Below are 26,403 nucleotides of genomic sequence, written 5' to 3' on the forward strand. Positions count from 1 at the left end.
GAACGAAATGAGATAAAGATGAGATAGGATGATCTGGTACTCAGCCTAATATTAAGCTTTATACCAGATGCTGAGCTATTTTAATTAATGACTACGCACACTTGGTTTGCCAATAAGCATTTGCATAATTCGACAAGCTTTTTCGGTTTAATACATTGCTAATATTTTGACTGGCTTGCATCAGTTCTTCTAAGTCAATGCCAGTTTCAAACCCCATGTGCGACAACAAATAAAACAAATCTTCGGTCGATACATTACCAGAGGCACCTTTGGCATAAGGGCAACCACCGAGTCCTGCAAGGGACGAGTCAAAAACACGAATGCCTTGCTGTAAAGACTGATAAATATTGGCAATCGCCATGCCATAGGTATTGTGGAAATGTCCTGCCAAAACCTTGCTGTCGAGTTCAGCGAGGCATGCTTGCCAAACCTTTTGAACGCGATCTGGTGTTGCGGTACCAATAGTTTCACCTAAAGACACCTCATAGCAGCCCATGTCATAGAGCCGTTTAACAACTTTTACCACTTGTTCAGGGGCAATTGCACCTTCATAAGGACAGTCGACAACGCAAGAGACATAACCGCGCACACGGATGTTATGCGCTTTTGCCGCGCTCATGACATCGCTAAATTTTTCAAAGCTTTCATCAATAGAGCAGTTGATATTTTTGCGGGTAAAACTTTCAGAAGCTGCGGTAAACACCGCAACCTCTTTGCATCCTACCGCTTGAGCAGTTTCAAAACCTTTGATATTGGGGGTGAGCAGGCTAAATTGCACATCAGTTGTTTGGGGTAACAGCTTAAATAGCTCGTCACTTTGAGCCATTTGAGGTACCCATTTTGCCGAAACGCATGAACCGACTTCAATCGATTTCAGACCTGCATTAATAAGGTCATTAATAAAGTTTAAGCGTTGTTCGACAGTCAAAGCCTGCTTTTCATTTTGGAGGCCGTCTCTGGGGCCGACCTCCACGATTTTGACAAACTCACTCATGCAACTTCCTCCTGAGCAGGCTGAAATTCCACAAGCTCGTCGCCAGCTTTGACCTGATCACCGACTTGGAAATAGGAGTCTACAATCACGCCGTCTTTAGGGGCGCGGATGGTATATTCCATTTTCATTGCTTCAAGCGTCATTAAAATATCGTCTTTCTTCACGCTATGATTTGCACTCACCAGTACTTGCGTGACCACACCCGGCATTGGTGCTTTTAGGTGGCCTTCATCGGCTTGGCTATCTGCTTGATTAAAGTCTTGGCGAATATAAGCAAACTTATAGCTCTGTCCATTTTGGAATAAGGTAATGCCTTGCTGACTTTGGTTAAAAGACAGCTTTTGCTTAGACCCACCAATTTGAACAGACGCCGTATGCGCATCAATCAATTGACCTGAAATCGGGTAGCTTTGACCGTTATATTCTGCGGTGAAGCCATCTTCATTTGAGGCAAATTTGATTTGGATATTCTGATTTAAATAATTCAGTTTAATACTGTGCTGATAAGCAATATTTAAACGCCAAAGTGGTTGAGCCTGCCAAAGCTGTTTTTGACTTGAGCTGTTGTTATTAAGTTTGCTTAAAAACTCAATAAATGCTGCTGCTACCACCAGTTCAGGTTTGATATCTTCTGGGCTAAACAAGAAGTTTTGTTCACGTTGAATCAGGTTGGTATCAAGCTTGGCTTGTTTAAAAGATTCGCTACGAACAATTTTTTCAAGAAAAGCAATGTTGTTGCCTAAGCCATCCACATGGAATTGGCTTAAAGCATTTTGCATTTGAATGAGCGCAGCTTCGCGGTTTTTGCCCCATACGATGAGTTTGGCAATCATTGGGTCGTAATAGGTTGTGATTTCATCACCTTCAACAATACCGCTGTCTACACGCACATATTGGTTTTGAGTTGGGTAACGCAAATAGTCAATTTTACCAATGGCAGGTAAAAAGCCTTTTTCAGGTTCCTCAGCATAAATCCGTGCTTCGAGCGCATGTCCGTGAATCTGCAATTCGTTTTGTAGTTTAGGTAAAGGTTCACCATAAGCCACACGAAGTTGCCACTCAACCAAGTCTTCACCTGTAATCATTTCGGTGACAGGGTGTTCGACTTGTAAACGGGTATTCATTTCCATGAAATACGCCGTTCCATCTTGTTCCACAATAAACTCAACTGTACCAGCACCGACATAATTTACCGCACGCGCAGCATCAATTGCAGCTTGGAGCATTGCATCGAGCTTCTCGCTTGGCATTTGTGGAGCAGGGGCTTCTTCTAACACTTTTTGATGGCGACGCTGTACCGAACAGTCCCGTTCAAACAAATGTACATAATTGCCATGTGTATCACCAAACACTTGGACTTCAATATGGCGCGGTTGAATCACATAACGCTCAATCAAGACATCATCATTACCAAAGCTCGATTTGGCTTCACGTTTACAAGAGGCTAAGGCATGCAGAAAGTCTTCACTGCGTTCAACCAGACTCATGCCTTTACCACCGCCGCCAGCACTGGCTTTAATTAAAACAGGATAGCCAATTTGGTCTGCTCGTTGCTTTAAAAAGTCAGCATCTTGGTTGGTTCCATGATAACCCGGTGTTAAAGGAACGCCAGCTTTTTCCATTAAAGCTTTAGAGGTTGCTTTTAAACCCATCGCTAAAATGGCATCCACTGGCGGTCCAATAAAGCAGATGTTGTGTTGTTGGCAAGCGAGTGCAAACTGGTCATTTTCAGAAAGGAAGCCGTAGCCTGGGTGAACCGCTTGGCTACCTGTATCAATCGCTGCTTGAATAATGCGGTCGGCTTGTAAATAACTTTGTGTTGCAGGGGACTGACCAATATAAACCGCTTCATCTGCAAGTTTAACATGTTGTGCATTTGCGTCTGCATCTGAGTAAACGGCAACTGTTGCAATACCTAATTTTTTAGCTGTACGAATTACGCGGCAGGCAATTTCGCCACGGTTCGCAATTAAAATCTTTTCAAACATGATGATCGTCCTTAATTGTTGTTATTCGAGTTAGAAACCCAAGCAGGCTGTTGCTTATTTAAAAAGGCACTCAGACCTTCTTTTGCCTCACAGCCTTGACGAACTTGAGCAATATGATGGGCTGTCTGTTGCAGCAAGTCATTGCTCATGGTCTGGTTGCTCACCATTTGAATGAGTTGTTTTGAGGCCGCTTGAGCATGCGGGCCACCGAGTAATAGCACATCAATAATTTCTTGAACTTTTTTATCTAAGTCTTCGGCATCTGCAACCTCATGTGCCAAACCAATATGTTTGGCATCACGTGCTGAAATTCGCTCGGCAGTTAAGAAATAGCGAGAGGCTTGTCTTGCGCCAATTGCACGAATTACATAGGGACTAATGGTGGATGGAGCAAGTCCTAAACGAACCTCGGAGGTTGCAAACTTGGCATCAGTGCTGGCAATACAAATATCACATGCCGACGCTAAACCCATGCCCCCGCCAAAAGCAATGCCATGCACACGAGCAATAGTCGGTTGTTTTAACGTTGCAAGTGCATCCAACATTTGCGCAAGTTTTAATGCATCTGCTTCATTTTCAGCTGAGGATGCCTGACCCGCCTGTTTCATCCAGTTGAGGTCGGCACCTGCCGAAAAGCTTTTGCCGCGACCCGCTAAAACTACAACACGAATGTCATCACGTGTATTAATTTGCTTAAGGCAAGTATGCAATTCTTCAATGACTGTCGTATTAAAAGCATTGTGCAATTCAGGGCGGTTCAGCCAAACATAGGCAACCTGACCTTGTTGTTCGAGTTGTAAAAATTGATAGCTCATATACACCTCTTACATGCGGAACACGCCAAATTTGGTTGGCTGGATTGGGGCGTTCATGGCCGCAGCAAGGCTTAAACCAAGTACCTGACGAGTTTGAGCTGGATCAATTACACCGTCGTCCCAAAGGCGGGCAGAAGCATAGTAAGGATGGCCTTGACGCTCATATTGTTCACGAATTGGTTGTTTAAATTCGTCTTCTTCTTGCGCTGACCACTCGGCACCTTTTTGCTCAATTTGATCTCGTTTTAAAGTCGAAAGTACGCTCGCTGCTTGTTCACCCCCCATCACAGAAATACGAGAGTTCGGCCAAGTCCATAAAAAGCGTGGTGAATAAGCACGGCCACACATACCGTAGTTACCTGCACCAAATGAACCACCAATAATTAGGGTGAGTTTTGGTACATTTGCGGTTGCAACTGCCATCACCAATTTAGCGCCGTTTTTTGCAATCCCTTCATTTTCATACTGGCGACCAACCATAAACCCAGTAATGTTTTGTAGGAATAACAATGGAATATTGCGCTGTGTGCATAGCTCAATGAAGTGCGCGCCTTTTTGTGCTGACTCGGAAAATAAAATTCCGTTATTGGCAATAATGCCGACTGGCATACCATAGAGTGAAGCAAAACCAGTAATCAGTGTTGAACCAAAACGTGCTTTAAACTCATCAAAACGAGAACCGTCTACAATACGGGCAATCACTTCACGTACATCAAAAGGTTTACGTGCATCACTTGGAACTACGCCATAGAGTTCTGATGCATCAAACAATGGTTCATCAACTTGTTTATTTAAGTCGTTTGGCTTTTTATTTAAGTTAGCAACAATGTTTCGTGCAATCGCAATCGCATGTTCATCATTTTCAGCTAAATGGTCAGCTACACCCGAAAGCCGTGTATGCACATCACCACCACCTAAGTCTTCACTACTCACGACTTCGCCAGTCGCAGCTTTTACAAGAGGGGGGCCACCTAAGAAAATCGTACCTTGATTACGGACAATAATGGTTTCATCAGACATGGCAGGTACATAGGCACCGCCAGCGGTACAGCTACCCATTACTACAGCAATTTGGGCAATCCCTAGGCTCGACATACGTGCCTGATTATAGAAAATACGCCCGAAGTGATCACGGTCTGGGAAAACTTCATCTTGCATTGGCAAATAAGCACCGCCTGAATCCACCAAATAAATACAAGGCAAGTGATTTTGTTCAGCAATTTCTTGTGCGCGTAAATGCTTTTTAACCGTAAGGGGATAGTATGTTCCACCTTTTACTGTTGCATCGTTGGCAACGATCATGCAAGTGATGCCGTTGACTTGACCAACACCTGCAATCACACCTGCGGCAGGAACATCATCTTCATAAACGTTGTACGCTGCCAATTGACCAATTTCTAAAAATGCCGTGCCGACATCAATCAGTTGGTCAATACGTTCACGGGGTAAAAGTTTGCCTCGAGCCAAATGTTTTTGACGGGCATTTTCACCGCCGCCTAAAGCAATACGCTGGGCAACTTGTTTTAGATCTGTGACCAATGTTTGCATGGCTTGCTGGTTTGTTTTGAAGTCTTCACTTCGAACATTAATCTTGCTTTGTAATTGGTTCATAAGATGCGTCCTTATTTATAATTATTATTTGGTTTCATTAAAGAGTTCGCGGCCAATCAGCATGCGGCGAATTTCAGAAGTTCCTGCACCAATTTCATAAAGTTTTGCATCGCGCCATAAACGACCAGCAGGGAATTCATTGATATAACCGTTGCCACCTAAACTTTGAATTGCTTCTCCAGCCATCCATGTTGCTTTTTCGGCCGAATATAAAATGGCACTTGCAGCATCTTTACGTAGACTGCGGTCATGGTCAGCTTTATCGCAGGCAGCACCAACAGCATAAACGAGAGCTTTACATGCCAACCAAGTTGAATACATATCGGCAAGTTTGCCTTGCATAAGCTGGAATTCACCTAAAGCTTGGCCAAACTGTTCACGTTGATGCAAGTATGGAATTACTACATCCAGACAGGCATCCATAATGCCTAAAGGGCCAGCACTTAAAACTGCACGTTCATAGTCCAAACCACTCATGAGTACTTTTGTACCGTTACCGACACCGCCGAGTACGTTTTCAGCAGGTACTTCTACATTGTCAAAGAACAGCGGGTAAGTGTTAGAGCCACGCATACCGAGTTTGTCTAAATGGTTGCCGTGACTAAAGCCTTTCATGCCTTTTTCAATTAAAAAAGCAGTCATGCCTTTTGCGCCAGCTTGTGGGTCAGTTTTGGCGTAAACCACCAATACATCTGCATCACCGCCGTTAGTGATCCACATTTTTGAACCGTTTAAAACAAAGTGATCACCTTTTTGCTCGGCGCGTAATTTCATGCTGACGACATCAGAACCCGCATTCGGTTCAGACATCGCAAGGGCACCCACATATTCACCGGAAATCAGTTTTGGTAAATACTTTTGTTTTTGCTGTTCGTTACCGTTACGGTTAATCTGGTTTACACATAAATTAGAATGAGCACCGTATGACAAACCAATGGCTGCCGAAGCACGGGAAATTTCTTGCATAGCAATAATATGAGCTAAATAACCCATATTGGCACCGCCATATTCTTCAGAAACCGTCATGCCTAAAAGGCCCATATCTCCAAATTTTTTCCAGAGACGTGCAGGGAATTTGTTGTCTTGATCAACTTGTTGGGCAATTGGTGCAATTTCCTTTGCACAAAATGCTGCCACTGAATCTTGAAGCGCAATTAAAGTTTCATCTAGACCGAAATTCAAGCTGCGTAGGTTCATGATATCTTCATCCTATTGGTTATATTTGTTGTCCATAAAATATTTTGTGGGTATTTGATAATTACCATACAATGATTTTTTAAAAAAGTGAATACTGATTCATAAAATGATTTACAATTCATTTTATTTGTTAGAGAATAAATTATGAGCTATAAACGATCATCTTTAATGCAAGAGCGGATGGAGCAAAATCGTAAGTCGATTTTGAGTTCAGCCAGAAAGTTAATTTCAGAGGGAGGGTTTAAAGACGCACAAATACAAACAATTGCAGAGCAAGCGGGCGTATCAAGTGGTCTGGTTTATCGCTACTTTGATAATAAAAGCCAAGTGCTGATTGAGGTTTTGTCCGAAGCCATTAATACAGAACTATTAGTGATTGATTCGATTACTGAAAGTGACTTATCGGCAAAGCAGAAATTACATAAGGCTGTGGCAACCTTTGTAAAACGGGCACTCAATAGTCCTCAGCTTGCATATTCACTCATGTTTGAACCTGTCGATTCAACGGTTGAACATGAGCGTTTTCGTGTGAAGCAATTGATCAAACAAAGTATTAAAAAAATACTTGCGGATGGAAATGCAAGTGGTGAGTTTGTCTTGGATGATTTAAATACAGCAGCACTTTGTGTTGTCGGTGCCATGACCTATGTGGTGGTTGAACCCCTAGACCCAGCTCAAAATACAAAGTTTGATCATGCGCATAAAGACTATTTTTCAAAACAGATTGCTGACTTTTGTGTAGATGCTGTGCAGAGGAAATAGAGCATATAAACGATAAACAACACAAAATAAGTAGTTTGGAAAAGTAGTTGCAGTAACAACAATTAGATCAGGTAAGAAGAGAATAAAAGAATCAAGGAGAATGATTCAATGCAACAAGAACGGTTAAGCTACGCCTCGGGACCAAGCACGCAGCCCTTATTGGGTATGACCATTGGTGAACAATTTGATCAGGCTTGTCGGCAATATGCTGAAAAAGAAGCAATCGTTAGTTTTCATCAAAACAGACGATTAACCTATAAAGCTTTACAGGATGAAGTAAATGCTTTTGCTTGTAGCCTTTTAAAATTGGGATTAAAAAAAGGTGATCGATTAGCCATCTGGTCACCTAACTGTGTGGAATGGACGGTAACCCAATTTGCAGCTTTTAAAGCAGGGATTATTTTAGTCAATCTAAATACAGCTTATAAAAGCCATGAACTTGAATATGTGTTGAATAAAGTCTCATGCAAAGGATTGATTATTGCTTCTCAATTCAAAACGACTGATTACCAAGAACTACTCACAAAAATTGCCCCTGAGTTAACCACTTGTACTGACAAAGTGCTCAGTTCAGCGCGACTACCACATTTAAAATTTGTCATTAAAATCGATGATCAGCAACATACGGGTATTCATCGCTTTAGTGATTTGGTCACTACGCCAACTTCTGAACAGCTAGAACAATTAAAACTATTAACCAAGCAACTTCAGTTTGATGAAACCATTAATATTCAATTTACTTCAGGTACAACAGGTAATCCTAAAGGGACCATGTTGACCCACCATAATATTTTAAATAATGGCTATTTTGTCGGTGAAGGCATTCGTTTAACTCCTCAAGATAAAGTCTGTATTTCTGTACCGTTGTTTCATTGTTTTGGCATGGTGATGGGAAATCTAGCATGTGTTACGCATGGTTCAACCATGGTCTATCCATCGGCGGTATTTAATCCTTTAGAAACTTTAAAAGCGATTCATCAAGAGCGTTGTACGGCAGCTTATGGCGTGCCTACCATGTTCATTGCAACCTTAGAACATGAACAGTTTAATGAGTTTGACCTGTCGAGCTTAAGAACGGGCATTATGGCAGGTAGTCCTTGTCCAAGAGAAATTATGCAGCGGGTTATAGACCGCATGCACATGTCTGAAATCACGATTTGTTATGGTATGACTGAAACCTCGCCAGTGAGTGTACAAAGTTCGGTAAATGATTCGATTGATAAACGAGTAAGCACAGTTGGGCATGTTCATCCGCATGTTGAAATTAAAATTGTCGATTTAGAGGGGCAGATTGTTCCGCAAGGAACTTTGGGTGAGCTATGCGTTCGTGGTTATTCAGTGATGGCTGGTTATTGGGGTGAAGAAGAAAAGACCAAAGAAGTCATTGATTCAGCTGGCTGGATGCATACAGGTGATATTGCCGAAATGGATCAAGACGGTTTTATTAAAATCAAAGGCCGTATTAAAGATGTGGTGATTCGTGGTGGGGAAAATCTCTTTCCAAAAGAAATTGAAGACTTCTTATACACTCATCCCGATGTAAGTGATGTCCAAGTCATTGGCTTACCAGATGCCAGATATGGCGAAGAACTCTGTGCTTGTATTATTTTGCATGAGCATCATCAAATTGATGAAGACAGCATTCGCCAATTCTGCAAAGAGCATATTTCTCATAATAAAGTGCCGCGCTATGTCCGATTCTTTAATGAGTTTCCAATGACAGCTTCAGGCAAAGCGCAGAAGTTTAAATTGCAGGAAATTATGCGAGCTGAACTTAACTTAACTGGAAATGTCTTTGACTAAAGAGGTTAAAAGTTTGGTCAAAGTGCAGCAAACTATAAGTTGAAAGGCAGCTTAAATAGAGGATAGGCAAAATGGCAAAAGACTTTAATAGTCCAAAGGTAGTCGAAGGATATGACGAACATATTCGTAAATTAATTCCCGGTTATGAAGTGATCCATCAACAGGTGGATGCCATTTTGCAATCAGTGTTGCCGCCTAATGCTCATATCCTAATTGTGGGATGTGGGACGGGGTATGAACTCGAATATTTACTTAAACGTCATCCAAACTGGAAATTTACAGCAGTTGATCCATCTTTGACTATGCTGCAAAAAGCTCAGGAACAGGTTGAACTTTTAGATAAATCTTCTCAAGTCACCTTTGTTCACGGTGAAACGTCAGCTTTACCTCTTGAGAATTGCTTTGATGCTGCACTTTCTATTCTCGTGGCTCATTTTATTGCAGATGACATAAAACCTGTTTTTTTTAAAGATATTTATGATCGTTTAAAAGAAAAAGCTGTTTTGTTGACTTACGATTTAATGACGTGTGTAAATCCACAGCATCTTCAAGCTTTACGTTATTTATGTTTGGCACAAGGCTTAACAGAAGAACAATGTCAAAAAATGTTAGAGCGTATGGCGCAAGACTTTTTTAGCCTAACCACTGAAGGATATATAAAACTTTTAGAAAAAACTGGTTTTGAAAGTGTGCATCCTTATACGCAAATTTTGACGTATCAAGGATTTATTGCAAAAAAATAATGGATTTGGGAAAGCGTTAATACGGATATAAAACCTGCATATTCTCAATGAGGAAGAGAATATAAAAACTGAAAAGAATTAGAAGATTTAGCTTTACTTAAAACAAATTAAAAGTGGTTTTTAGGCCGCTTTAGGGAGGTTTTGTCTAAAAAATATGATCGAAGGTTTTTCTTGTGAAAGAAAGACAAATTTTAAGCACCTATTTTAGATGGGTACATAACAAAAAGGATGTCGAGATCTTTAAGTCTAATTAAAGATCAAAAGGAAAATTTCATGATGAAAGTTTTAAATACAACGGTTCAAAAAAGCCTGTTGGCTGTTTCTGTGACCCTGTTTATGTCTTCCGCTTTGGCAGGTCAAACAGATCCTGAAATAGCACAACTTCGCCAAGAAGTGAAAGAACTTCGGGCTATGTTACAAGCCAATATGCAGGCGCAAAAATCTTTATCGCAAGGACGAGTGGAGCTAGCAACTACTGCAACGCCCCAAGCTATTCAGCCTACAAAACAAGGTTTAACCAAGTCTGGTGCAGAATTTAACTTATATGGTTATATACGGGCAGATGCTTCTTATCAAATGAAGGGGGCATCTACCATGTATAACAATATTAGCGGTGTTCCACTTGAAAACACGCCAGAAGAATCTGCACAAAAAGACCAGTTGCACAGTACGGTTAATGTGACACGTTTCGGGTTGAATTTTAAAACCCCAACAGCCGCGGGTGATGTGGGCGGAAAGTTGGAAATGGACTTCTTTGGCGCAGCCACTCGTGATCAGTTTCGCATACGCCATGCTTATTTAACTTTTGATAAATGGCTTATTGGTCAAACGTGGTCAACATTTATCGCACCCGAATATTATCCGGAAACGATTGATGCAGGCACATTTGTAGGCAGTGCATTATTAAGATCACCGCTAGTTCGCTATAGCGATAACTTAACGGCAAATACAAGCTTTGCAATATCGTTTGAAGATCCGAAATATACTGCGACCTCAGACCCAGATAATAAAATGCGTTTACCAGCGTTGGTAGGGCGCTTGAATCATAAATTTGCCAATGGCTCGATGTTATCGGGACGTAGTTTTGTTGCCGAAAAGAGAACGAATAATGATGAAGAAATGTCTTGGGGCGTAGGCTTGGGCGGTAAATACCAAATTACGCCCGATACATTACTCAAAGCCGATTATTACCATGTCAAAGGAGATGGGCGTTTCCTGCTATGGAGTAACAGTGGCTATGCAATAGATGATCAAAACAATATGCATAGCAATGAATTTGATACCGTTTCTTTTGGTATTACTCATCAATTTACACCACAAATTCGTTCAACCTTAGCTTATGGCTATATGAAAGCCAAAGATGATAACCGTTTTGCTGAATTACAACGTAATAGCACCACCCAAAATAAAGAACTTTGGCAGGGCTGGGTGAATGCACTTTATAACCCATACAAACCAATTACCTTGGGCGTCGAATATGTGTATGGCGAACGAGAAACTTTTGATGGACGTAACGGGATTGATAACCGCTTCAATATGATGGCGAGTTATGACTTTTAATTTATTCAATAAAACCTTGAATAATTTGTTTTTTCTTTAGGGTGCAGTATGTCGTTTTAAAAAATTGAATATGAATTTATCTCACAAAGGAGGTGAGTAAATGACAACATCTAAATTAAATGTAAATGAAGTTATTGATCAGGCCAGATTTACCCCTTTTCACTGGAGTATTTTACTTTGGTGTTTATTGATTATTATTTTTGATGGTTACGATCTGGTGATTTATGGCGTGGTATTGCCTTTGCTAATGCAAGAGTGGTCGTTAACAGCTGTACAGGCGGGAATGTTAGCAAGTACAGCACTATGCGGAATGATGTTTGGGGCGATGTTCTTTGGAACATTGGCAGACAAAATAGGTCGTAAAAAGGTAATTTTAATCTGTGTGACTTTTTTTAGTGGTTTCACCTTTTTAGGTGCTTTTGCATCAAGCCCACTTGAGTTCGGGATACTTCGGTTCTTGGCAGGACTAGGCATTGGTGGGGTCATGCCAAATTTAGTTGCACTTACATCAGAATATGCGCCTAAACGTATAAGAAGTACTTTGGTGGGGAGTATGTTTAGTGGTTATGCAATTGGGGGAATTCTTTCAGCATTAATCGGTAGTTATTTGGTTGAAAGTCAGGGGTGGCAAATTATGTTTTTAATTGCCGGTATTCCATTATTTTTATTACCTGTCATTTGGAAGTTTTTACCTGAGTCTTTAACCTTTTTAGTTAAGACAGGTAAGACTGAGCAAGCACAGCGCATTATTCAAAAAATTTCACCTGAACAAAACCTAACGATCAATACGCAATTAGTGCTTAATGAAGATAATGTTCCAACAGGTAGTTCTGTAAAGGGATTATTTCAACAAGGCCGTGCTTTCAATACACTCATGTTTTGGCTCGTGTTCTTTATGTGCTTACTCATGGTGTATGCCTTAAGTAGCTGGTTACCAAAACTCATGCTGGCAGCAGGGTATTCACTCGGAAAGAGTATTTTATTCTTGCTTGCTCTAAATGTTGGCGCAATGATCGGTTCAATCGGTGGTGGTATTTTGTCTGATAAATTCCATTTAAAACCTGTAATTATGGGAATGCTGCTAGCTGGTGTTTTGGCACTGGTCGGTTTAGGCTTTAAGTCACCAGCCTATGTTTTATATGGTTTGGTGACTGTTGCAGGAGCAGCAACGATTGGTACTTCAATTCTTCTTTATAGTTACGTTGCACAATATTATCCATTAAGTGTGCGCTCTACTGGAATTGGTTGTGCCTCTGGCGTTGGTCGTATTGGGGCAATTGTTGGACCTATCTTAACGGGCCTGTTATTAGGTTTAGAGTTACCACATAAGATGAATTTTGTGATGATCGCAATTCCTGCAATTTTAGCGCTTTTCGCCGTCATGGTTTTAAGACGATATGCAGCTGAAAAACAGCCTATTACACCAAAACTTAATGTCGAGTTAGAGGGGAATTAATCAATATGGATACGGGTAGGAAACAAATTCCTATCCGTATCTGGATGTTTTATTGATTAATTAATTGGTTTAAATCAACTAGATTTGCCATTTGTTGATTACCACGGTCATTCGGATGTAAATGATCTCCTGAATCATAAATTGGATTTAATCGATCAGGATGTTTAGGGTCTTTTAAACCTTGCTCAAGATCAAGTACTCCATCAAATGTATGGCTGGTTCTGATCCAGTGATTAATGCGCTGGCGTAATTCATCTTTGTTAGGCTGATAATAGTTATCAAGAGGAGTATTTGGTAAAGCTCCCGAAAATGGTAATAAGGTTGCTCCAATCACTTGAATACCTTGGCGATGTGCTTCATCTACAACACGTTTATAACCTTGAGTGAGTGCTTCAAAACTCGGTATTTGTTGTTTAGGTGCAAAAGCAGTACCGGGCCATGAAATATCATTAATACCCACCAGAACAATTAATGTTTTCACACCTGAATATTGAAATACTTCTTTTTGTAAGCGTTCTAAAGCACTGTCACCCATACCGTCTGTAAGTAATCGATTCCCTGAAATTCCACTGTTAATGACTGCTATTTGATGTGGCGATAACCGTTTAGCTAAAAAGTCGGTCCATCTCGTATTTGCATCTAAAGTTGCAGTTGCACCGTCGGTAATTGAATCTCCAATGACTGCAACAACATGTGCTTTACGCTTTGGTTTTACTTCTACAGCTGATAATAATAATCGTGCGGTTGTTTTTTTGGCACTGCTAGGCGTATTTAAGTTCGCGGTCTGGTTACCCGTAATGAGCCAACTGGTTTGTTTCGCATCCCAATGAAAAGTTTTAAATGTAGTTGGCCTTTGAATAAAGGTATTTACCATTAACTGTGCATGATCTGGAACAGGGAGCTGAATTGGATCACTCATCAGTTGTTTGCCTGGTAAAATTTGTGCTTTAAGCTTTCCAGAGAAATAAACTGGATAAGCATTCTTTGATTTAAGACTTTGTCCTTTGACTAGCCCCACGGTAGTTTTATCAATATAGAGCGGTTGATCGCCATATTGATTGGTAAAAACGAGTCTAATAGCTTCACCACCTAAACTAATTTGACTAATTTGTTTAATGGTCTGATTCGATATTTGATTGGGAATATTGGTCGGGAAAACGAAATCTTTATTCCAGACTTTTTGGGGACTAGCTGCCCAAGTGGTAACCCACTGGCTCTTTTGTACTTCTGCTTGTGCAAAGCTCGTAAATAAAACAAGAGAGAATAGGGCGGGTTGATAAAGTTTCATCTCGTGAACTCTTTAAAATAAATTAAAGTTATCTTGAAACAAATTACTGGCTTGTTATAGCAACATAAGCGGAATAAGATTTGTGAATGAAATTCATAAATAGATTTTGTTATGTCATATTTTGATATTAATCGGTCTGGGGAGTTGGCAATTTTTATTCGAGTGGTCGAGTTAGGAAGCTTTTCAGCAGTCGCAAGAGCTTGTGACATGACGCCGTCTGCTGTGAGTAAGTTAATTTCACGCTTAGAAAAAAGACTTGGCGTCAGACTACTGAACCGTTCAACACGCCAGTTTCAGCTTACCAGTGAAGGATGCCAATTTTATGAGCAAGGCATTCAAATCCTGAACGATCTAGACGAGCTTGAACAATCTGTTACTGCAAACCATATACCGCAAGGGCGAATTAGAATTCATACCAGTCTTTCATATTGGACGCATTTTTTATTGCCTTGTATTTCTCTATTTAACGAGCGCTACCCACAAATAGAATTAGAAGCTCATTTGAGTGATGAAGTCATTAATTTAGTTGAGCAAAGAATTGATGTTGCAATTCGCACGGGACCTTTGAAAAGCTCAAATTTGGTTGCTCGCTCACTCGGAAGCACTCAGAAACATTATGTATGTTCACCTACCTATATTGAAAAGAATGGTTATCCGCAGCATCCAGAAGAGTTATACGAACATCAGCTTTTAGACGTAAGTTACCAACGTCAAAATAAAACGTGGCTTTTTAAAAAAGACGATCAAGAAATCACACTTGCTCCCACTAAGGTTTTAAGAGTAAATCATGGAGAAGCCATCTTACAGTTAGCGCTTGCAGGTGCTGGTATTGCACAGCTTAACCAGTTCCAAGTCAAAAAAGCTTTAGAACAAAAACAGTTGGTCAAAATCCTTGAAGACTGGAATATCAAGGCTTCAGAAGAATTTCATGCTGTTTGGATAGGACATGATAAATATGTCCCTAAGCGCGTAAGGGCTTTTTTAGATTTCTTGGTAGAGCATGCAAAAGTTAGTTAATTGAGTCTTTTCTTGCGCTTAACTGACATTGGTGCATAGTTTCATTCATAGTTTCCACAAAGTGCATATTCGCATTAATATTTTGTAAGCTTACTTTGGGTAAGTTCTCTACAAACTGCGGCGAATAATGTTTTTCTAAAGAGTTATAAATACAGTTGCATTGTGAAAGTGCACGACCTGCCCAAACACAATGTGTATTAAATTCATTTTTACTGATAGACCTGCAACCTAATAAACTTATAGAACTTATTAATAGGGTGCAGATTAAAACAATACGATATAAAAAAAACATCATTATTGCTCTTCATTGGTTGTTGTTATCGTTAAGTCATGTTTATAGAAATTTTCTAGTCTTTATCGAGCGTTAAATATGGAAATATTTACTCTGAAAAGATAGCAAAGCAGAAACATAAAACTGTAGGATATTTTCTTGAAAATATTTTCAGTTAAGTCGATAACGTGATGAAGAGTAGAAGAAAAAACACGATATAAAATAATAGTCATTAGAGACTCCTTGATGAAAGAAGTTGCGCCCAATCACTGCTATTAATTATGGTGGTGAAACGAAAGAGGGTTAGCAGACTGATACCTAAGAAACCAGCACACCCGAAGGTGTCCCACTCCCGTTCCTCCGTCAAAGGCACGAGGGCTACACACCAAAAAACTTGTTTTTAGTGCGCTTAGGTAGACGGTCTGCTAAAACCGACTGACAAAATAGGTCAGCCGGAGCATCATAAGCTGAGCCTTAAAGCGGGTCAATTGCAAAAATAAAAGATTGGTTTATATAAACAAATATTAATATTTTTAAATTTTCATTAATAAAATAATGAGTTATTTAGAATTGAAAATATTGAATAATGGTTCAATAGAGGTTAAAAAATAATTTTTAATGTTTATATATCAAATATTTATTAATTGTTTATTTATATAGTGTTTGCAAGTAATGACTTATTTCAACATAAGTCAAAAAAGAGCGGGAAATTTTGATTTTATGAATATCATGTAATTAAATAAATAGCCGTTGCCAAATTTTAATTAAAATATCAATTGCAAGAAAAGTAATTTTTTAACATTTATATTATTTAGATTTTTACAAAAGCTTGCACAACCTACAAAACTTAAGAGAACCACAGCGGTAGGCCAACATAAGATAATGTTATTCATAAGCCTACATCTTAAGATTTATAAGGGTGACCTCAATGTTAAGAATTTTTTGTGCAGTGAGTATGGTAGTTGCAATCGCAATGGGTATGAGTGCATGCCAAGATCGAAATTCAACAGATGATGATGGAACACATGGCTCGAATGACCCAGCAACTACTCAACAAATGGAAAAAAACTCATAATTATTTCGCTTAAGGAAACTCACATTTATGTGGGTTTTCTTATCGTTATTTTCTATAAAATATGTAACATAATAAAAAAGGCAATCATATAAAAATATAAAATTAATCAATAAATTAGTGTCTTATAGCCTTTATATTAATTTGTTGTTATTGAATTGTTTCCTCAGTAAATTATAGTTTCAAAAAATTAATAAAATAAACACAATAAATTACTTATATTTATCCAAAATTCATTTTAGAGAAAACAATTTTTAAAGGTAAGGATATGCCCCAGTACTTAAAATTAGCTGAGAAAATCTATCAAAATGTTAAGGAAAAAAAAGGGTTTGTAGATGATCCTATGGAAGATCTTAACAATTTAATGATTGAGCTTAGACATGAGATTAAGGGGACAAAACTTAAACTTTTATACAATTATATTGATTTTGCTGAATTGCTGATTAAACCTCTTCAGGAATCTAAAATTAAATTAGATTTAAGTATTATTCCGAAGAGTAAAAACACACAAGAATTTGTATTATGGCTTGCAGGGTTTATTGAGCGTATTACTACAGGTGGCCAAGAAAAGTTACCGCCAATTCGCGATAAAGTTGCATTACCTGCATATGCTTATGAAGAAACATATCCTGCTAAAGAAACTCCTGTGAATAACGGGGAAGAAATTATTGAATATTTTAAGAAAAACCAAAACTGAAATTTTGTTTACGTACGGCTCAAGTCTATTGCTAGGCTTTTATGTTAAATAAATGGGAAAAACCAGTAACTTTAGTTAAGAGATAAGGTGGCGGTATGTTTGTATATTTTACTGATGGAACTTGCATTAATGATTCTGAAATTTATGGTGTGAAAGCCAAGCAAGAACAAAACAGATATGTAGTAGAAGTTACGATCAAGCCAACACATACTCTTTCTACAATGCCGGATGTACAATTTAAAAAAGAAATTTTTGATGATCCGCACCAAGCCAATCAATATCTTAGTAATAATTTTAATATGCCGCCGTTTTTCTAATATAAATACTTCAAATAATAAAAAAGCTTATTTCCCAGGGCCAATAGGAAATAAGCTATATGCTTTGGACCAATTAAGGATGTTACATGTCATCCCATGCATCTTTAATGGCTTGTTTTGCATGTTCCCATTTTAATCGGGACTCAGCTTTGAGCTCTTCCCATTTTTGTTGCAAGCTACCTTCCATCTCTTCAAACTGAGTTCCTTCTTTAGATTCTGAACGGGCACGATGACCTAGTTCATAAGCTGCAGAAAAATCACGATCATAATCCAGATCTGGCGTAGTTAATTGAGCTTCTTGATAATAAGGTCGAGTAAGATAACTTTCTCGCCAGCGAGAGTCAGAATAATTATGGTCGCCAGCTACAAGTTGAGCATGGTCTGTATTTTGATCTGTCATCAGTTTTTCCTCTTCTCTTATTTAATTTTATGCTTATGTTAAATTTAGGAAGGTGAGGGCACCTTCCTAAATAAAATGAATGACCGCATCAAATGACATTTAATTCAACAACGGATTAGCGTTGCTGATTATTGTTATTTGAGTTTTGTTGGCCTGAATCTTTTTGATTAGAGCCTTGTTGTTGGCGGCGGTTGTCATTTTGCTGTTGTTGCTGATTGTTTTGTTGCTGTTGATCGTTTTGCTGTTGGTTGCCTTGTTGCTGCTGGTTGTTACGGTTGTCGTTTTGCTGTTGTTGTTGCTGCTGATTATTGCGTTGATTGCTTTGATTATTAGTAGTGCTCATCTTTAATTACCTCATATCATTTATGATGTGTGTTTTATCTGAGAGCTTCAGATAGGTTCATTAAAACATGAAAATTTTTAATGTGTAGCGTTGGGGTGTTACCCTATATTTAAATGTAAATTTAAAAATTAAATAAAACCTTGATTTCTATAAAATGTAATTTTAATGATTAAACATAATTAATATGAATATAGTTAAAATTACATTTGGGTACATAGAGGTTAAATAAAAACTATGATTATTTCTAAATGTGTATTTGTTATCTTTTATAAAAGAATTCTATTTTTTATTATCTAATATTATGCATTTAATATCTTGTGTAATGTAATAGAGTAATTGTATAAGTTTAAGGCTAGGAGGTCCTTTAAATATACGTCTGAAATTATAAAAATTATCTTTATAATAAATAGAATAAAAAAAGGTGCCTACAGGTTTTTCTTGAGTTTCAGAGCCTCCTTTTTTTAATAACCCAGTACAAGCGATATAAAGGTCGGCATGTAAAAGTTCTTTACCTTTTTTGATCATTTCTACAGTGACTTGCATCGACTCAGGTGTGTATTTTTCAATGAGTTCAGGTGAAATGTGAAGTGTATTTTCTTTTACACGTAAGTCGTAACTAACTAAGCTTCCAATAAGAATGTCACCAGAATAGGGGCTTAAAGAAAAACGGTAAGCGAGATAACCCGCCGAAGCACTTTCAAAAAATGCGATTTTAATTTTTTCTTGTGCTAGTAATTTGCAACATGAGTTAAACATTTGTTTTCTCCCTAAAACTGTTTTAATTTATTTATAAAATTAATTTTAATTTCTTTTTGTTAAGTTTTTAGCCTTTATAATTTTAAAAGTAACTCAAATGTAAATTTAGTTTGTTATTTATATATTTTTTATAAAAACAGATAGTTAAATTATTCTAAAGTTGAGAATGTAAGTTTGTGTTATTATTTATGTTATTGAATTTTAATGATTTAAAAATATATGAGATTTCTTAATAACGTAATATAACAAAGATAGGCTGGGATTATAGTTTGGTTAAAGTATGGTAATTTATATCTCACTAAAGGAGAATAGAAATGCCTGTTGTAGTGAAAAAAAGATTATTAGACCTATTACAAGATAATCAACAGAACTATTACGAATTATTCGTTTTTTTCCTTGATCCTGATATTTCTAGTTTTGAAAAAGAGAAGAAAGCACGAGATTTCCTTGTTAAAGAAATAGATAAAATAAATGAAAATGAAATAGATTTTCCTGCAACTATAAATATGGTTAAAGAATGGTGTGTAAATGACAATAAACAAAATTGTGAGTTATTTCAGGCTTATTTAAATCGTAGACAAAGTGGGGGTGAGAGAGAGTATTTCCAGAATGTCGGTCAGGCATTTGAATTTTTAATTAAGGTCTCTCCAACTAAAAAGGTAGATGGTGCATGGTTATATAGTTCAGTTCACTACTGGAACGATCCGGTTTTTCATGACCTTATTATTACCTATCTAGAAGAGCTTGGACTCGGTGAGCCGAAAGCAAATCACGTCTGTATCTATGAAGACTTGCTGCGTAGTCTAGGACTCGATAGTTTTGATCTGCTTTTAGAGGATGAATACTATCATAATGCCGTGATTCAGCTGGCGCTTGGCTATGCTCCACCTGAGTTTATTCCCGAAATTGTCGGCTTCAATTTAGGTTATGAGCAACTGCCACTGCATTTACTCATTAGTAATTATGAGCTTGCAGAACTGGGTATTGATTCTAAATATTTTAATTTGCACATCACTATCGACAATATTGATAATGGACATGCAGATAAAGCAATTAAAGTTATAGAAAATATTTACGATAAATACAGAGATAAAGAAGCTTTCTTTAATAAATTAAAACGTGGTTTTGCTCTTAATAACCATGGTGTTTCTTCTTCAAAAATTATTAAAAATTTAAATCTTGAAGATTTAGTCCTTAAAATTTTAAAAAGAAAAGCGCTCGTGGGGCAGCTAATACATAACGAAACCAGACAGTTTGGATGCAAAACCATTAACCAATGGTTATCAAATCCAGAAGACGTTAAAGGCTTAGTTACACATCTCATTGATCACAAGTGGATTAAATTGAATACCGATCCTGAACAGAGCGTATTCTGGCGAATGATTAATGAAGAAAATGGAAAAATGTTTGGGGTATTTAACCCTGTAGAACGACAAATTATTCATGACTGGATTGCAGGTAGTGATCATTCTTCTAACTACTTGGCCTACAGCAGGGAACTTAAGAATAGCCAGCGCATTCAAGATTATCTGTTTAGCTATATTTCTGATGGCGAACTGGATGCCCTCCAAGAGCGTATACGTCAGACACCTGATCTTGCCATAAAAATATGCAAGCTGACTCCGTTTTTGGCCCCAGATTCACACCATAAAAGCATTGGGCTCTGGAGCACACGTAAATATGTCGAGCTCCTTTTTCCATATTTAAGTTCCTTTAACAAAACTAACTCTTGAAGTTTTTAATTCACCCCACGTTTAACTTTAAAACATAGGTAATGAACATGACTGATAATGTTAAATCAACAAATAAAACAAGTGAAATGGCTGGTGCTGACGCTGCAAATAAAGCCAATACTACCCAAAAAACTGAACAATTAGACTCAGTCAGAGACGATGCAACCAATGAAGCATTAACCACAAATCAAGGGGTTAAAATTGCTGATAACCAGAATAGTTTAAGAGCAGATATTCGCGGTTCGACACTATTAGAAGATTTTATTTTACGAGAAAAGATTACTCATTTTGACCATGAACGTATTCCTGAGCGTATTGTGCATGCACGTGGCGTGGGTGCTCATGGTTACTTTCAGGCTTATGAAGGAAATGAGCGCTTAACAAAAGCTGGTTTTTTGACTGACCCAACCATTCAAACTCCAATTTTTGTACGCTTCTCAACAGTGCAGGGACCACGTGGTTCTGCTGACACCGTTCGTGATATTCGTGGTTTTGCCATTAAATTTTATACCCAAGAGGGTAATTTTGATTTAGTCGGCAACAATGCGCCTGTGTTTTTTGTGCAAGATGGGATTAAGTTTCCAGACTTTGTTCATGCAGTAAAACCTGAGCCAGATACAGAAATACCAACAGGAGCAACTGCACACGATACTTTTTGGGATTTTGTGTCTTTAGTGCCTGAGTCAGCACACGCGGTGATTTGGGCTATGTCAGACCGTGCAATTCCACGTAATTTACGCTCAATCCAAGGGTTTGGGGTTCATACATTCCGTCTCATTAATGCCGAAGGAAAATCACATTTTGTGAAATTCCACTGGACCCCTAAACAAGGTTTAAGCGCTTTAGTTTGGGATGAAGCTCAAAAGCTTGCAGGTAAAGACCCGGATTTCCACCGACGTGATCTCTATGAAGCGATTGAAAATGGGGTTTATCCTGAATGGGAACTCGGTGTACAAATTGTTGAAGAAGAAGACGAGATGAGCTTTGACTTCGACTTATTGGACCCAACAAAAATTATTCCTGAAGAGTTGGTTCCAGTGACACCAATTGGCCGATTTGTTTTAAATAGAAATGTAGATAATTTCTTTGCAGAAACAGAGCAGGTGGCTTTCTGTCCGGGACATATTGTGCCGGGGATTGATTTTACAAATGACCCGCTTCTACAAGCACGTCTATTTTCATACACCGATACCCAGTTAAGCCGTTTAGGTGGACCAAACTTCCATCAAATTCCGATCAATAAACCTGTATGCCCATTCCACAATAATCAACGTGATGGTATTCACCAGCATACGATTCATAAAGGGCAGGCTTCATATCAACCAAACTCAATTGATAATGATTGGCCAGCCGAAACCCCACCTGCTGCTTCAAACGGCGGTTTTGAAAGCTATCCTGAACAGATTAGCGGACACAAACTTCGTCAAAGAAGCGAAACTTTTTCTGATCATTTTTCTCAACCGCGCCTTTACTACAAGAGCCTTGCCCCTCATGAGCAAAAGCATGTGGTCGATGCCTATACTTTTGAATTAAGTAAAGTGCAACGAAAACACATTCGTGAGCGTCAAGTTCAACAAATTTTGGCAAATATTGATCTTGACTTAGCACGACAAGTAGGCGCTAATTTAGGAATTGAAGTGCCTGATTTGACACTAGATTATAAAAAAACTGCAGTTGAAAAATCGGCTAAATTATCTTTCTTGGCTTTCCCGCCCCAAGATATTCAAGGTCGAAAAGTTGCAGTACTTATTCATAATTTAGTGAAATCTGATGCATTAGAAGCTATGAAAAACTGGGCAATTAAAGAAGGGGTGACTCTTCATTTATTAGCGCCAAGCTTAGCTCCTGTAAAAGATCATCAAGACAGTATTATTACTGCTGATGGCATGCAAATGGCTGAACCTTCAATTGCTTACGATGCAGTGATTATTCCTGATGGCGATAACTTAAACGCTGTCATGCAAGACGGAGTGACTCGCCATTATCTATTAGAGGCTTACAAGCATTTAAAACCAATTGCGTTTTTAGGTAATAAATCTGATTTACTTGAACCGCTAGGTTTAGTTCCCGATGAAGGCACTCTAGTTGGAGATGAATTCCAGCCGATTGCTGAAAAGTTCAAAAACCTGATTATGGCTCATCGTGTTTGGTCACGAGAACCAATAGCTGCCCACATACCAGCTTAAAAAACAAAAAGCCCTGAAAGTTTTAACTTTCAGGGCTTTTTTATATTTTAGGAATTAACCATTTACGATTTGACCACCATTTACATGAATGACCTGACCTGTAATATAACTTGCATCATCTGAGGCAAGAAAAAGATAGGCGGGAGCAACTTCACTTGGTTGTCCCATTCTTCCCATTGGGGTATCTTTACCAAATTCTTTAACGGTTTCTGCATCGAAACTGCTTGGAATTAATGGTGTCCAGATGGGTCCTGGTGCAACACCATTTACCCGAATTCCTTTTTTCTGTTTCATTAAATTGTTCGATAAGCTACGCGTAAAAGTCGTAATCGCACCTTTGGTACTTGCATAATCAATGAGCTCATCATGGCCTTGATAGCTGGTAATACTGGTGGTGTTAATAATACTGTCACCTTCTTCCATATAAGGAATGGCTTCTTTAGTAAGATAAAACATTGGGAAAATATTAGTTTTAAATGTCTTTTCTAATTGCTCATTACTAATACTTTCAATTTCTTTTTGTTGATATTGCACACCAGCGTTATTCACTAAAATATTAATTTTGCCGTAATGTTGTAGAACTTTATCAATATCGAGTTTTGCAACATCTGGGTCAGAAATATCACCTTTTAATAAAAGGCAATGTTGTCCTTCTCTTTCAACGAGTTGTTTAGTGATTTCGGCATCTTGATCTTCTTCGAGATAAAGTATCGCAATATCAGCGCCCTCACGAGCAAACAATACTGCGACAGAACGACCTATACCGCTATCGCCACCACTAATAACGGCAACTTTATCTTTTAGCTTATCGCTACCTTTATGGGTACTTTTTATTATCTCAGGTTCAGGATGCATTTTTTCCTGATCACCTGGTTGATGAGATTGAACTTGTGCGGGGGCAGATGTTGGATACTGGTTTGTTGAGTTTTCCATTTTTAAATACCTCGGTTGTAATATCTAATTTTCATATAGTGAGCTGTTACCGCGTAAATGTGAGTAAAATGAATTTTTTAATAAGTTGTCTTTGTTATTTTATTTGTAAGGATGTAAAAAAATATTTTATATTTGAGGGCTAAATAATATCGATTAACTTGATTTTGTTTTTATCAATCATGCTTTCAATAATAGATCTATTTCCTGTATCCTCTAACCAGTTTTCTATCGGTATATTATTAGATAAGTCTAATATTTTTTTAATAATTTCTTTTGCTCCATCTATATTTCCTGAATTTTTATTATTTTTAATAGCTATATTATCTAGCAACAGTTTTATATCTTCATGTTCTATATTTTTTGACTTAATAATATATAAGTCTCTTTGGAAGGGATGACTTGCATGAGGTGGGTCTAATCTATAGCTCCATTCTTTGTCATAGTCCTGCCATGAGTTTTTGGACTTAATATGTCCTAATAAAATTTCAGGGATAGAAATATGAATATATTGTAGAGCTGACTGTTGATTTTTTAATTGCATAGTTAAGTTACTCAAACCATCTTATTAAAATTAGTTTTAAATATTCATATTAATCTCTCAAGTAAATTAATTCTGAAAATGTAATGATATATGTTATTGTTTTTTAATTAAAATAATTGTTTGTTTGTTATTTTCTCAATAGACCTGATGTTGTGTTATTTTACTGTTTTGTACATTTTGAAATTTTTTGTTATCAGTTAAATTATTTTAACTGTGTTTGTAAAACTATATTATAGTGTACTATTAGGTAATAATGAGTATGTTCATTATTTAAAGAGTAAAATTATTAATAATTAAAATTTTTAAAATATTTTAAAAATAATACGTTTATAATAAATTTCATTTTTTGATTGATATACATTTAAAAGGATTGATACATCACTTGGGTGGGAAAATATTATAGATATTCTATTGTTATTAAATCCGTTAACTAAAAGCGGTAGTGACTATAATTAAATATAGGAAGATATAACTATGGCTAATACTAGATATGAAGATGATGATAACAATAGAACAGGTACTTCAAATCGTGGATTTGCAAGTATGGATCCTGAAAGAGTACGAGAAATAGCCAGCAAAGGTGGGCGAGCTGCTCACGCGAGTGGTAATGCTCATGAGTTTACCTCTGAAGAAGCTCGTGAAGCTGGCCGAGCAGCCCATGCAAGTGGTAACGCTCATGAATTTACGTCTGAAGAAGCGCGTGAAGCGGGTGCATTAAGCCATAAAAATGATGGCCGTAATGGTCGTGGCCGCGGTCGTGATGATGACGACGATGATGACGATCGCGGTAGCCGCTCAGGTGGTCGAGGCCGAAGCCGTTACGACGACGATGATGACGATGATCGCGGTGGCCGTTCAAGCGGACGAGGCCGAGGTCGCAGCCGTGATGATGACGATGATGACGACGATCGCGGTGGCCGTTCAAGCGGACGAGGCCGAGGTCGCAGCCGTGATGATGACGATGATGATGACGATCGCGGTGGCCGTTCAGGTGGACGAGGCCGTGGCCGCAGCCGTGATGATGACGACGATGATGACGATCGCGGTGGCCGCTCAGGTGGTCGAGGCCGAGGTCGCAGCCGTGATGACGACGATGATGACGACGATCGCGGTGGCCGTTCAGGCGGACGAGGCCGTGGCCGCAGCCGTGATGATGACGATGATGATCGCGGTGGCCGCTCAGGTGGTCGAGGCCGAGGTCGCAGCCGTGATGATGACGATGATGATGATCGTGGTGGTCGCTCAGGCGGACGAGGTCGTGGCCGCAGCCGTGATGACGACGATGATGACGATCGCGGAGGCCGTTCAGGCGGACGAGGTCGTGGCCGCAGTCGTGATGACGATGATGATGACGATCGCGGAGGCCGTTCAGGTGGACGAGGCCGTGGCCGCAGCCGTGATGACGATGATGATGATGATCGCGGTGGCCGCTCAGGTGGTCGAGGCCGAGGTCGCAGCCGTGATGATGACGACGATGATGATCGCGGTGGCCGTTCAGGTGGACGAGGCCGTGGCCGCAGCCGTGATGACGATGATGATGATGATCGCGGTGGCCGCTCAGGTGGTCGAGGCCGAGGTCGCAGCCGTGATGATGACGACGATGATGATCGCGGTGGCCGTTCAGGTGGACGAGGCCGTGGCCGCAGCCGTGATGACGATGATGATGACGATCGCGGTGGCCGTTCAGGTGGACGAGGTCGTGGCCGCAGTCGTGATGACGACGATGATGATGATCGCGGTGGCCGCTCAGGTGGTCGAGGCCGAGGTCGCAGCCGTGATGACGATGACGATGATGATCGCGGAGGCCGTTCAGGCGGCCGAGGTCGTGGTCGCAGCCGTGATGACGATGATGATTATGATGGCCGTGGTCAAAACTCTCGTAATCAAAAACGTGATGCCTACGGACGTTTTACGTCTTAA

Annotated in this window: 24 protein-coding genes; 12 read left to right on the forward strand and 12 right to left on the reverse strand. The window is 39.0% G+C overall.

Going from position 1 to position 26,403, the window contains the following annotated elements; all coding sequences use genetic code 11:
* Positions 1 to 91: 91 nt before the first annotated feature.
* Genes J580_RS05630 through J580_RS05650 form a run of 5 tightly spaced genes read right to left on the reverse strand, consistent with a single transcriptional unit; the run spans position 92 to position 6,605 of the window.
* Positions 92 to 994 carry a hydroxymethylglutaryl-CoA lyase gene (locus J580_RS05630; protein ID WP_032003387.1) on the reverse strand — a complete coding sequence of 301 codons (903 nt, stop codon included), beginning with the start codon at positions 992 to 994 and terminating at the stop codon, positions 92 to 94.
* On the reverse strand, positions 991 to 2,982 hold the full coding sequence (locus J580_RS05635; RefSeq protein ID WP_032003388.1) for an acetyl/propionyl/methylcrotonyl-CoA carboxylase subunit alpha: 1,992 nt from the start codon (positions 2,980 to 2,982) through the stop codon (positions 991 to 993). The genes J580_RS05630 and J580_RS05635 overlap by 4 nt, the downstream gene beginning before the upstream one ends.
* Positions 2,983 to 2,993: 11 nt before the next feature.
* On the reverse strand, positions 2,994 to 3,797 hold the full coding sequence (locus J580_RS05640) for an enoyl-CoA hydratase/isomerase family protein (RefSeq protein ID WP_032003389.1): 804 nt from the start codon (positions 3,795 to 3,797) through the stop codon (positions 2,994 to 2,996).
* A 9-nt stretch (positions 3,798 to 3,806) separates the two neighbouring features.
* Positions 3,807 to 5,408, reverse strand: a complete 1,602-nt coding sequence (locus J580_RS05645) for a carboxyl transferase domain-containing protein (protein ID WP_017481557.1) — start codon at positions 5,406 to 5,408, stop codon at positions 3,807 to 3,809.
* Positions 5,409 to 5,432: 24 nt separating this feature from the next.
* Complete coding sequence (locus J580_RS05650) at positions 5,433 to 6,605, reverse strand: isovaleryl-CoA dehydrogenase (RefSeq protein WP_032003390.1); 1,173 nt, start codon at positions 6,603 to 6,605, stop codon at positions 5,433 to 5,435.
* A gap of 144 nt (positions 6,606 to 6,749) precedes the next feature.
* On the opposite strand from J580_RS05650, the gene J580_RS05655 reads away from it, so the two are divergent.
* From J580_RS05655 to J580_RS05675, 5 genes are all read left to right on the forward strand, one after another.
* Positions 6,750 to 7,367 carry a TetR/AcrR family transcriptional regulator gene (locus J580_RS05655; RefSeq protein WP_002114305.1) on the forward strand — a complete coding sequence of 206 codons (618 nt, stop codon included), beginning with the start codon at positions 6,750 to 6,752 and terminating at the stop codon, positions 7,365 to 7,367.
* 108 nt (positions 7,368 to 7,475) lie between these two features.
* Complete coding sequence (locus J580_RS05660) at positions 7,476 to 9,170, forward strand: AMP-binding protein (protein WP_032003391.1); 1,695 nt, start codon at positions 7,476 to 7,478, stop codon at positions 9,168 to 9,170.
* A 71-nt stretch (positions 9,171 to 9,241) separates the two neighbouring features.
* Positions 9,242 to 9,913 (forward strand): class I SAM-dependent methyltransferase, encoded by a 672-nt coding sequence (locus J580_RS05665; protein WP_032003392.1) that lies wholly within the window; start codon positions 9,242 to 9,244, stop codon positions 9,911 to 9,913.
* Between the two features lie 276 nt (positions 9,914 to 10,189).
* The gene (locus J580_RS05670; RefSeq protein ID WP_081403571.1) at positions 10,190 to 11,473 is read left to right on the forward strand and encodes a DcaP family trimeric outer membrane transporter; all 1,284 of its coding nucleotides are present in this window, start codon (positions 10,190 to 10,192) and stop codon (positions 11,471 to 11,473) included.
* A 100-nt stretch (positions 11,474 to 11,573) separates the two neighbouring features.
* The gene (locus tag J580_RS05675; RefSeq protein ID WP_032003395.1) at positions 11,574 to 12,929 is read left to right on the forward strand and encodes an MFS transporter; all 1,356 of its coding nucleotides are present in this window, start codon (positions 11,574 to 11,576) and stop codon (positions 12,927 to 12,929) included.
* Positions 12,930 to 12,978: 49 nt separating this feature from the next.
* Here J580_RS05675 and J580_RS05680 read toward each other — a convergent pair whose 3' ends face one another.
* A complete protein-coding gene (locus J580_RS05680; protein ID WP_032003397.1) occupies positions 12,979 to 14,217 on the reverse strand; it encodes an SGNH/GDSL hydrolase family protein in 1,239 nt (412 codons plus the stop codon).
* Positions 14,218 to 14,328: 111 nt separating this feature from the next.
* Here J580_RS05680 and J580_RS05685 point away from each other — a divergent pair, with 111 nt between their 5' ends.
* Positions 14,329 to 15,234, forward strand: a complete 906-nt coding sequence (locus tag J580_RS05685) for a LysR family transcriptional regulator (protein ID WP_032003398.1) — start codon at positions 14,329 to 14,331, stop codon at positions 15,232 to 15,234.
* Here the strand turns inward: J580_RS05685 and J580_RS23750 are convergent.
* Positions 15,227 to 15,529 (reverse strand): hypothetical protein, encoded by a 303-nt coding sequence (locus J580_RS23750; RefSeq protein ID WP_016806122.1) that lies wholly within the window; start codon positions 15,527 to 15,529, stop codon positions 15,227 to 15,229. The two genes, J580_RS05685 and J580_RS23750, sit on opposite strands and share 8 nt — an antisense overlap.
* A gap of 904 nt (positions 15,530 to 16,433) precedes the next feature.
* On the opposite strand from J580_RS23750, the gene J580_RS23630 reads away from it, so the two are divergent.
* The 3 genes from J580_RS23630 (at position 16,434) to J580_RS05700 (ending at position 17,591) form a co-directional block, all read left to right on the forward strand.
* A complete protein-coding gene (locus tag J580_RS23630) occupies positions 16,434 to 16,580 on the forward strand; it encodes a hypothetical protein (protein ID WP_005069891.1) in 147 nt (48 codons plus the stop codon).
* A gap of 265 nt (positions 16,581 to 16,845) precedes the next feature.
* Positions 16,846 to 17,274: a hypothetical protein gene (locus J580_RS05695; RefSeq protein WP_032003399.1), complete on the forward strand. Its 429-nt coding sequence runs from the start codon at positions 16,846 to 16,848 to the stop codon at positions 17,272 to 17,274.
* Between the two features lie 95 nt (positions 17,275 to 17,369).
* Positions 17,370 to 17,591, forward strand: coding sequence for a hypothetical protein (locus tag J580_RS05700; protein ID WP_032003401.1), 222 nt, complete (start codon positions 17,370 to 17,372; stop codon positions 17,589 to 17,591).
* 82 nt (positions 17,592 to 17,673) lie between these two features.
* Here the strand turns inward: J580_RS05700 and surA1 are convergent, their stop codons facing one another.
* From surA1 to J580_RS05715, 3 genes are all read right to left on the reverse strand, one after another.
* Positions 17,674 to 17,991 carry a surface antigen protein 1 gene (gene surA1, locus J580_RS05705; RefSeq protein WP_002114287.1) on the reverse strand — a complete coding sequence of 106 codons (318 nt, stop codon included), beginning with the start codon at positions 17,989 to 17,991 and terminating at the stop codon, positions 17,674 to 17,676.
* Between the two features lie 115 nt (positions 17,992 to 18,106).
* Entirely contained in the window at positions 18,107 to 18,334 is a 228-nt protein-coding gene (locus tag J580_RS05710) for a hypothetical protein (protein WP_002114279.1), read from the reverse strand.
* A gap of 279 nt (positions 18,335 to 18,613) precedes the next feature.
* Positions 18,614 to 19,090 (reverse strand): CinA family protein, encoded by a 477-nt coding sequence (locus tag J580_RS05715; protein ID WP_032003402.1) that lies wholly within the window; start codon positions 19,088 to 19,090, stop codon positions 18,614 to 18,616.
* 314 nt (positions 19,091 to 19,404) lie between these two features.
* Here J580_RS05715 and J580_RS05720 point away from each other — a divergent pair, with 314 nt between their 5' ends.
* Both J580_RS05720 and katE read left to right on the forward strand, forming a co-directional pair.
* Positions 19,405 to 20,823, forward strand: coding sequence for an iron-containing redox enzyme family protein (locus tag J580_RS05720; protein WP_032003403.1), 1,419 nt, complete (start codon positions 19,405 to 19,407; stop codon positions 20,821 to 20,823).
* A 41-nt stretch (positions 20,824 to 20,864) separates the two neighbouring features.
* Entirely contained in the window at positions 20,865 to 23,009 is a 2,145-nt protein-coding gene (gene katE, locus J580_RS05725) for a catalase HPII (RefSeq protein ID WP_081403543.1), read from the forward strand.
* A gap of 54 nt (positions 23,010 to 23,063) precedes the next feature.
* On the opposite strand, the gene J580_RS05730 is transcribed toward katE, so the two are convergent.
* Both J580_RS05730 and J580_RS05735 read right to left on the reverse strand, forming a co-directional pair.
* On the reverse strand, positions 23,064 to 23,942 hold the full coding sequence (locus J580_RS05730; RefSeq protein ID WP_000432004.1) for an SDR family oxidoreductase: 879 nt from the start codon (positions 23,940 to 23,942) through the stop codon (positions 23,064 to 23,066).
* A gap of 139 nt (positions 23,943 to 24,081) precedes the next feature.
* Positions 24,082 to 24,483, reverse strand: coding sequence for a DUF6367 family protein (locus J580_RS05735; RefSeq protein ID WP_032003405.1), 402 nt, complete (start codon positions 24,481 to 24,483; stop codon positions 24,082 to 24,084).
* Between the two features lie 474 nt (positions 24,484 to 24,957).
* Here J580_RS05735 and J580_RS23905 point away from each other — a divergent pair, with 474 nt between their 5' ends.
* The gene (locus J580_RS23905) at positions 24,958 to 26,403 is read left to right on the forward strand and encodes a KGG domain-containing protein (protein WP_032003406.1); all 1,446 of its coding nucleotides are present in this window, start codon (positions 24,958 to 24,960) and stop codon (positions 26,401 to 26,403) included.

The sequence above is a fragment of the Acinetobacter sp. 1542444 genome, from assembly GCF_000581835.1.
In the GTDB taxonomy this organism is placed as follows: domain Bacteria; phylum Pseudomonadota; class Gammaproteobacteria; order Pseudomonadales; family Moraxellaceae; genus Acinetobacter; species Acinetobacter pittii.

Bases quoted from the DNA above. Each gene is read 5' to 3' on its own strand.
- J580_RS05675 (WP_032003395.1), top strand. From the start codon at position 11,574: ATGACAACATCTAAATTAAATGTAAATGAAGTTATTGATCAGGCCAGA.
- J580_RS05700 (WP_032003401.1), top strand. From the start codon at position 17,370: ATGTTTGTATATTTTACTGATGGAACTTGCATTAATGATTCTGAAATT.
- J580_RS05680 (WP_032003397.1), bottom strand. From the start codon at position 14,217: ATGAAACTTTATCAACCCGCCCTATTCTCTCTTGTTTTATTTACGAGC.
- J580_RS23905 (WP_032003406.1), top strand. From the start codon at position 24,958: ATGGCTAATACTAGATATGAAGATGATGATAACAATAGAACAGGTACT.
- J580_RS05665 (WP_032003392.1), top strand. From the start codon at position 9,242: ATGGCAAAAGACTTTAATAGTCCAAAGGTAGTCGAAGGATATGACGAA.
- J580_RS05650 (WP_032003390.1), bottom strand. From the start codon at position 6,605: ATGAACCTACGCAGCTTGAATTTCGGTCTAGATGAAACTTTAATTGCG.
- J580_RS05660 (WP_032003391.1), top strand. From the start codon at position 7,476: ATGCAACAAGAACGGTTAAGCTACGCCTCGGGACCAAGCACGCAGCCC.
- J580_RS05640 (WP_032003389.1), bottom strand. From the start codon at position 3,797: ATGAGCTATCAATTTTTACAACTCGAACAACAAGGTCAGGTTGCCTAT.
- J580_RS05670 (WP_081403571.1), top strand. From the start codon at position 10,190: ATGAAAGTTTTAAATACAACGGTTCAAAAAAGCCTGTTGGCTGTTTCT.
- J580_RS05730 (WP_000432004.1), bottom strand. From the start codon at position 23,942: ATGGAAAACTCAACAAACCAGTATCCAACATCTGCCCCCGCACAAGTT.
- katE (WP_081403543.1), top strand. From the start codon at position 20,865: ATGAACATGACTGATAATGTTAAATCAACAAATAAAACAAGTGAAATG.
- J580_RS05695 (WP_032003399.1), top strand. From the start codon at position 16,846: ATGCCCCAGTACTTAAAATTAGCTGAGAAAATCTATCAAAATGTTAAG.
- J580_RS05645 (WP_017481557.1), bottom strand. From the start codon at position 5,408: ATGAACCAATTACAAAGCAAGATTAATGTTCGAAGTGAAGACTTCAAA.
- J580_RS05630 (WP_032003387.1), bottom strand. From the start codon at position 994: ATGAGTGAGTTTGTCAAAATCGTGGAGGTCGGCCCCAGAGACGGCCTC.
- J580_RS05715 (WP_032003402.1), bottom strand. From the start codon at position 19,090: ATGTTTAACTCATGTTGCAAATTACTAGCACAAGAAAAAATTAAAATC.
- J580_RS23750 (WP_016806122.1), bottom strand. From the start codon at position 15,529: ATGATGTTTTTTTTATATCGTATTGTTTTAATCTGCACCCTATTAATA.
- J580_RS05685 (WP_032003398.1), top strand. From the start codon at position 14,329: ATGTCATATTTTGATATTAATCGGTCTGGGGAGTTGGCAATTTTTATT.
- J580_RS05635 (WP_032003388.1), bottom strand. From the start codon at position 2,982: ATGTTTGAAAAGATTTTAATTGCGAACCGTGGCGAAATTGCCTGCCGC.
- J580_RS05655 (WP_002114305.1), top strand. From the start codon at position 6,750: ATGAGCTATAAACGATCATCTTTAATGCAAGAGCGGATGGAGCAAAAT.
- J580_RS05735 (WP_032003405.1), bottom strand. From the start codon at position 24,483: ATGCAATTAAAAAATCAACAGTCAGCTCTACAATATATTCATATTTCT.
- J580_RS23630 (WP_005069891.1), top strand. From the start codon at position 16,434: ATGTTAAGAATTTTTTGTGCAGTGAGTATGGTAGTTGCAATCGCAATG.
- surA1 (WP_002114287.1), bottom strand. From the start codon at position 17,991: ATGACAGATCAAAATACAGACCATGCTCAACTTGTAGCTGGCGACCAT.
- J580_RS05710 (WP_002114279.1), bottom strand. From the start codon at position 18,334: ATGAGCACTACTAATAATCAAAGCAATCAACGCAATAATCAGCAGCAA.
- J580_RS05720 (WP_032003403.1), top strand. From the start codon at position 19,405: ATGCCTGTTGTAGTGAAAAAAAGATTATTAGACCTATTACAAGATAAT.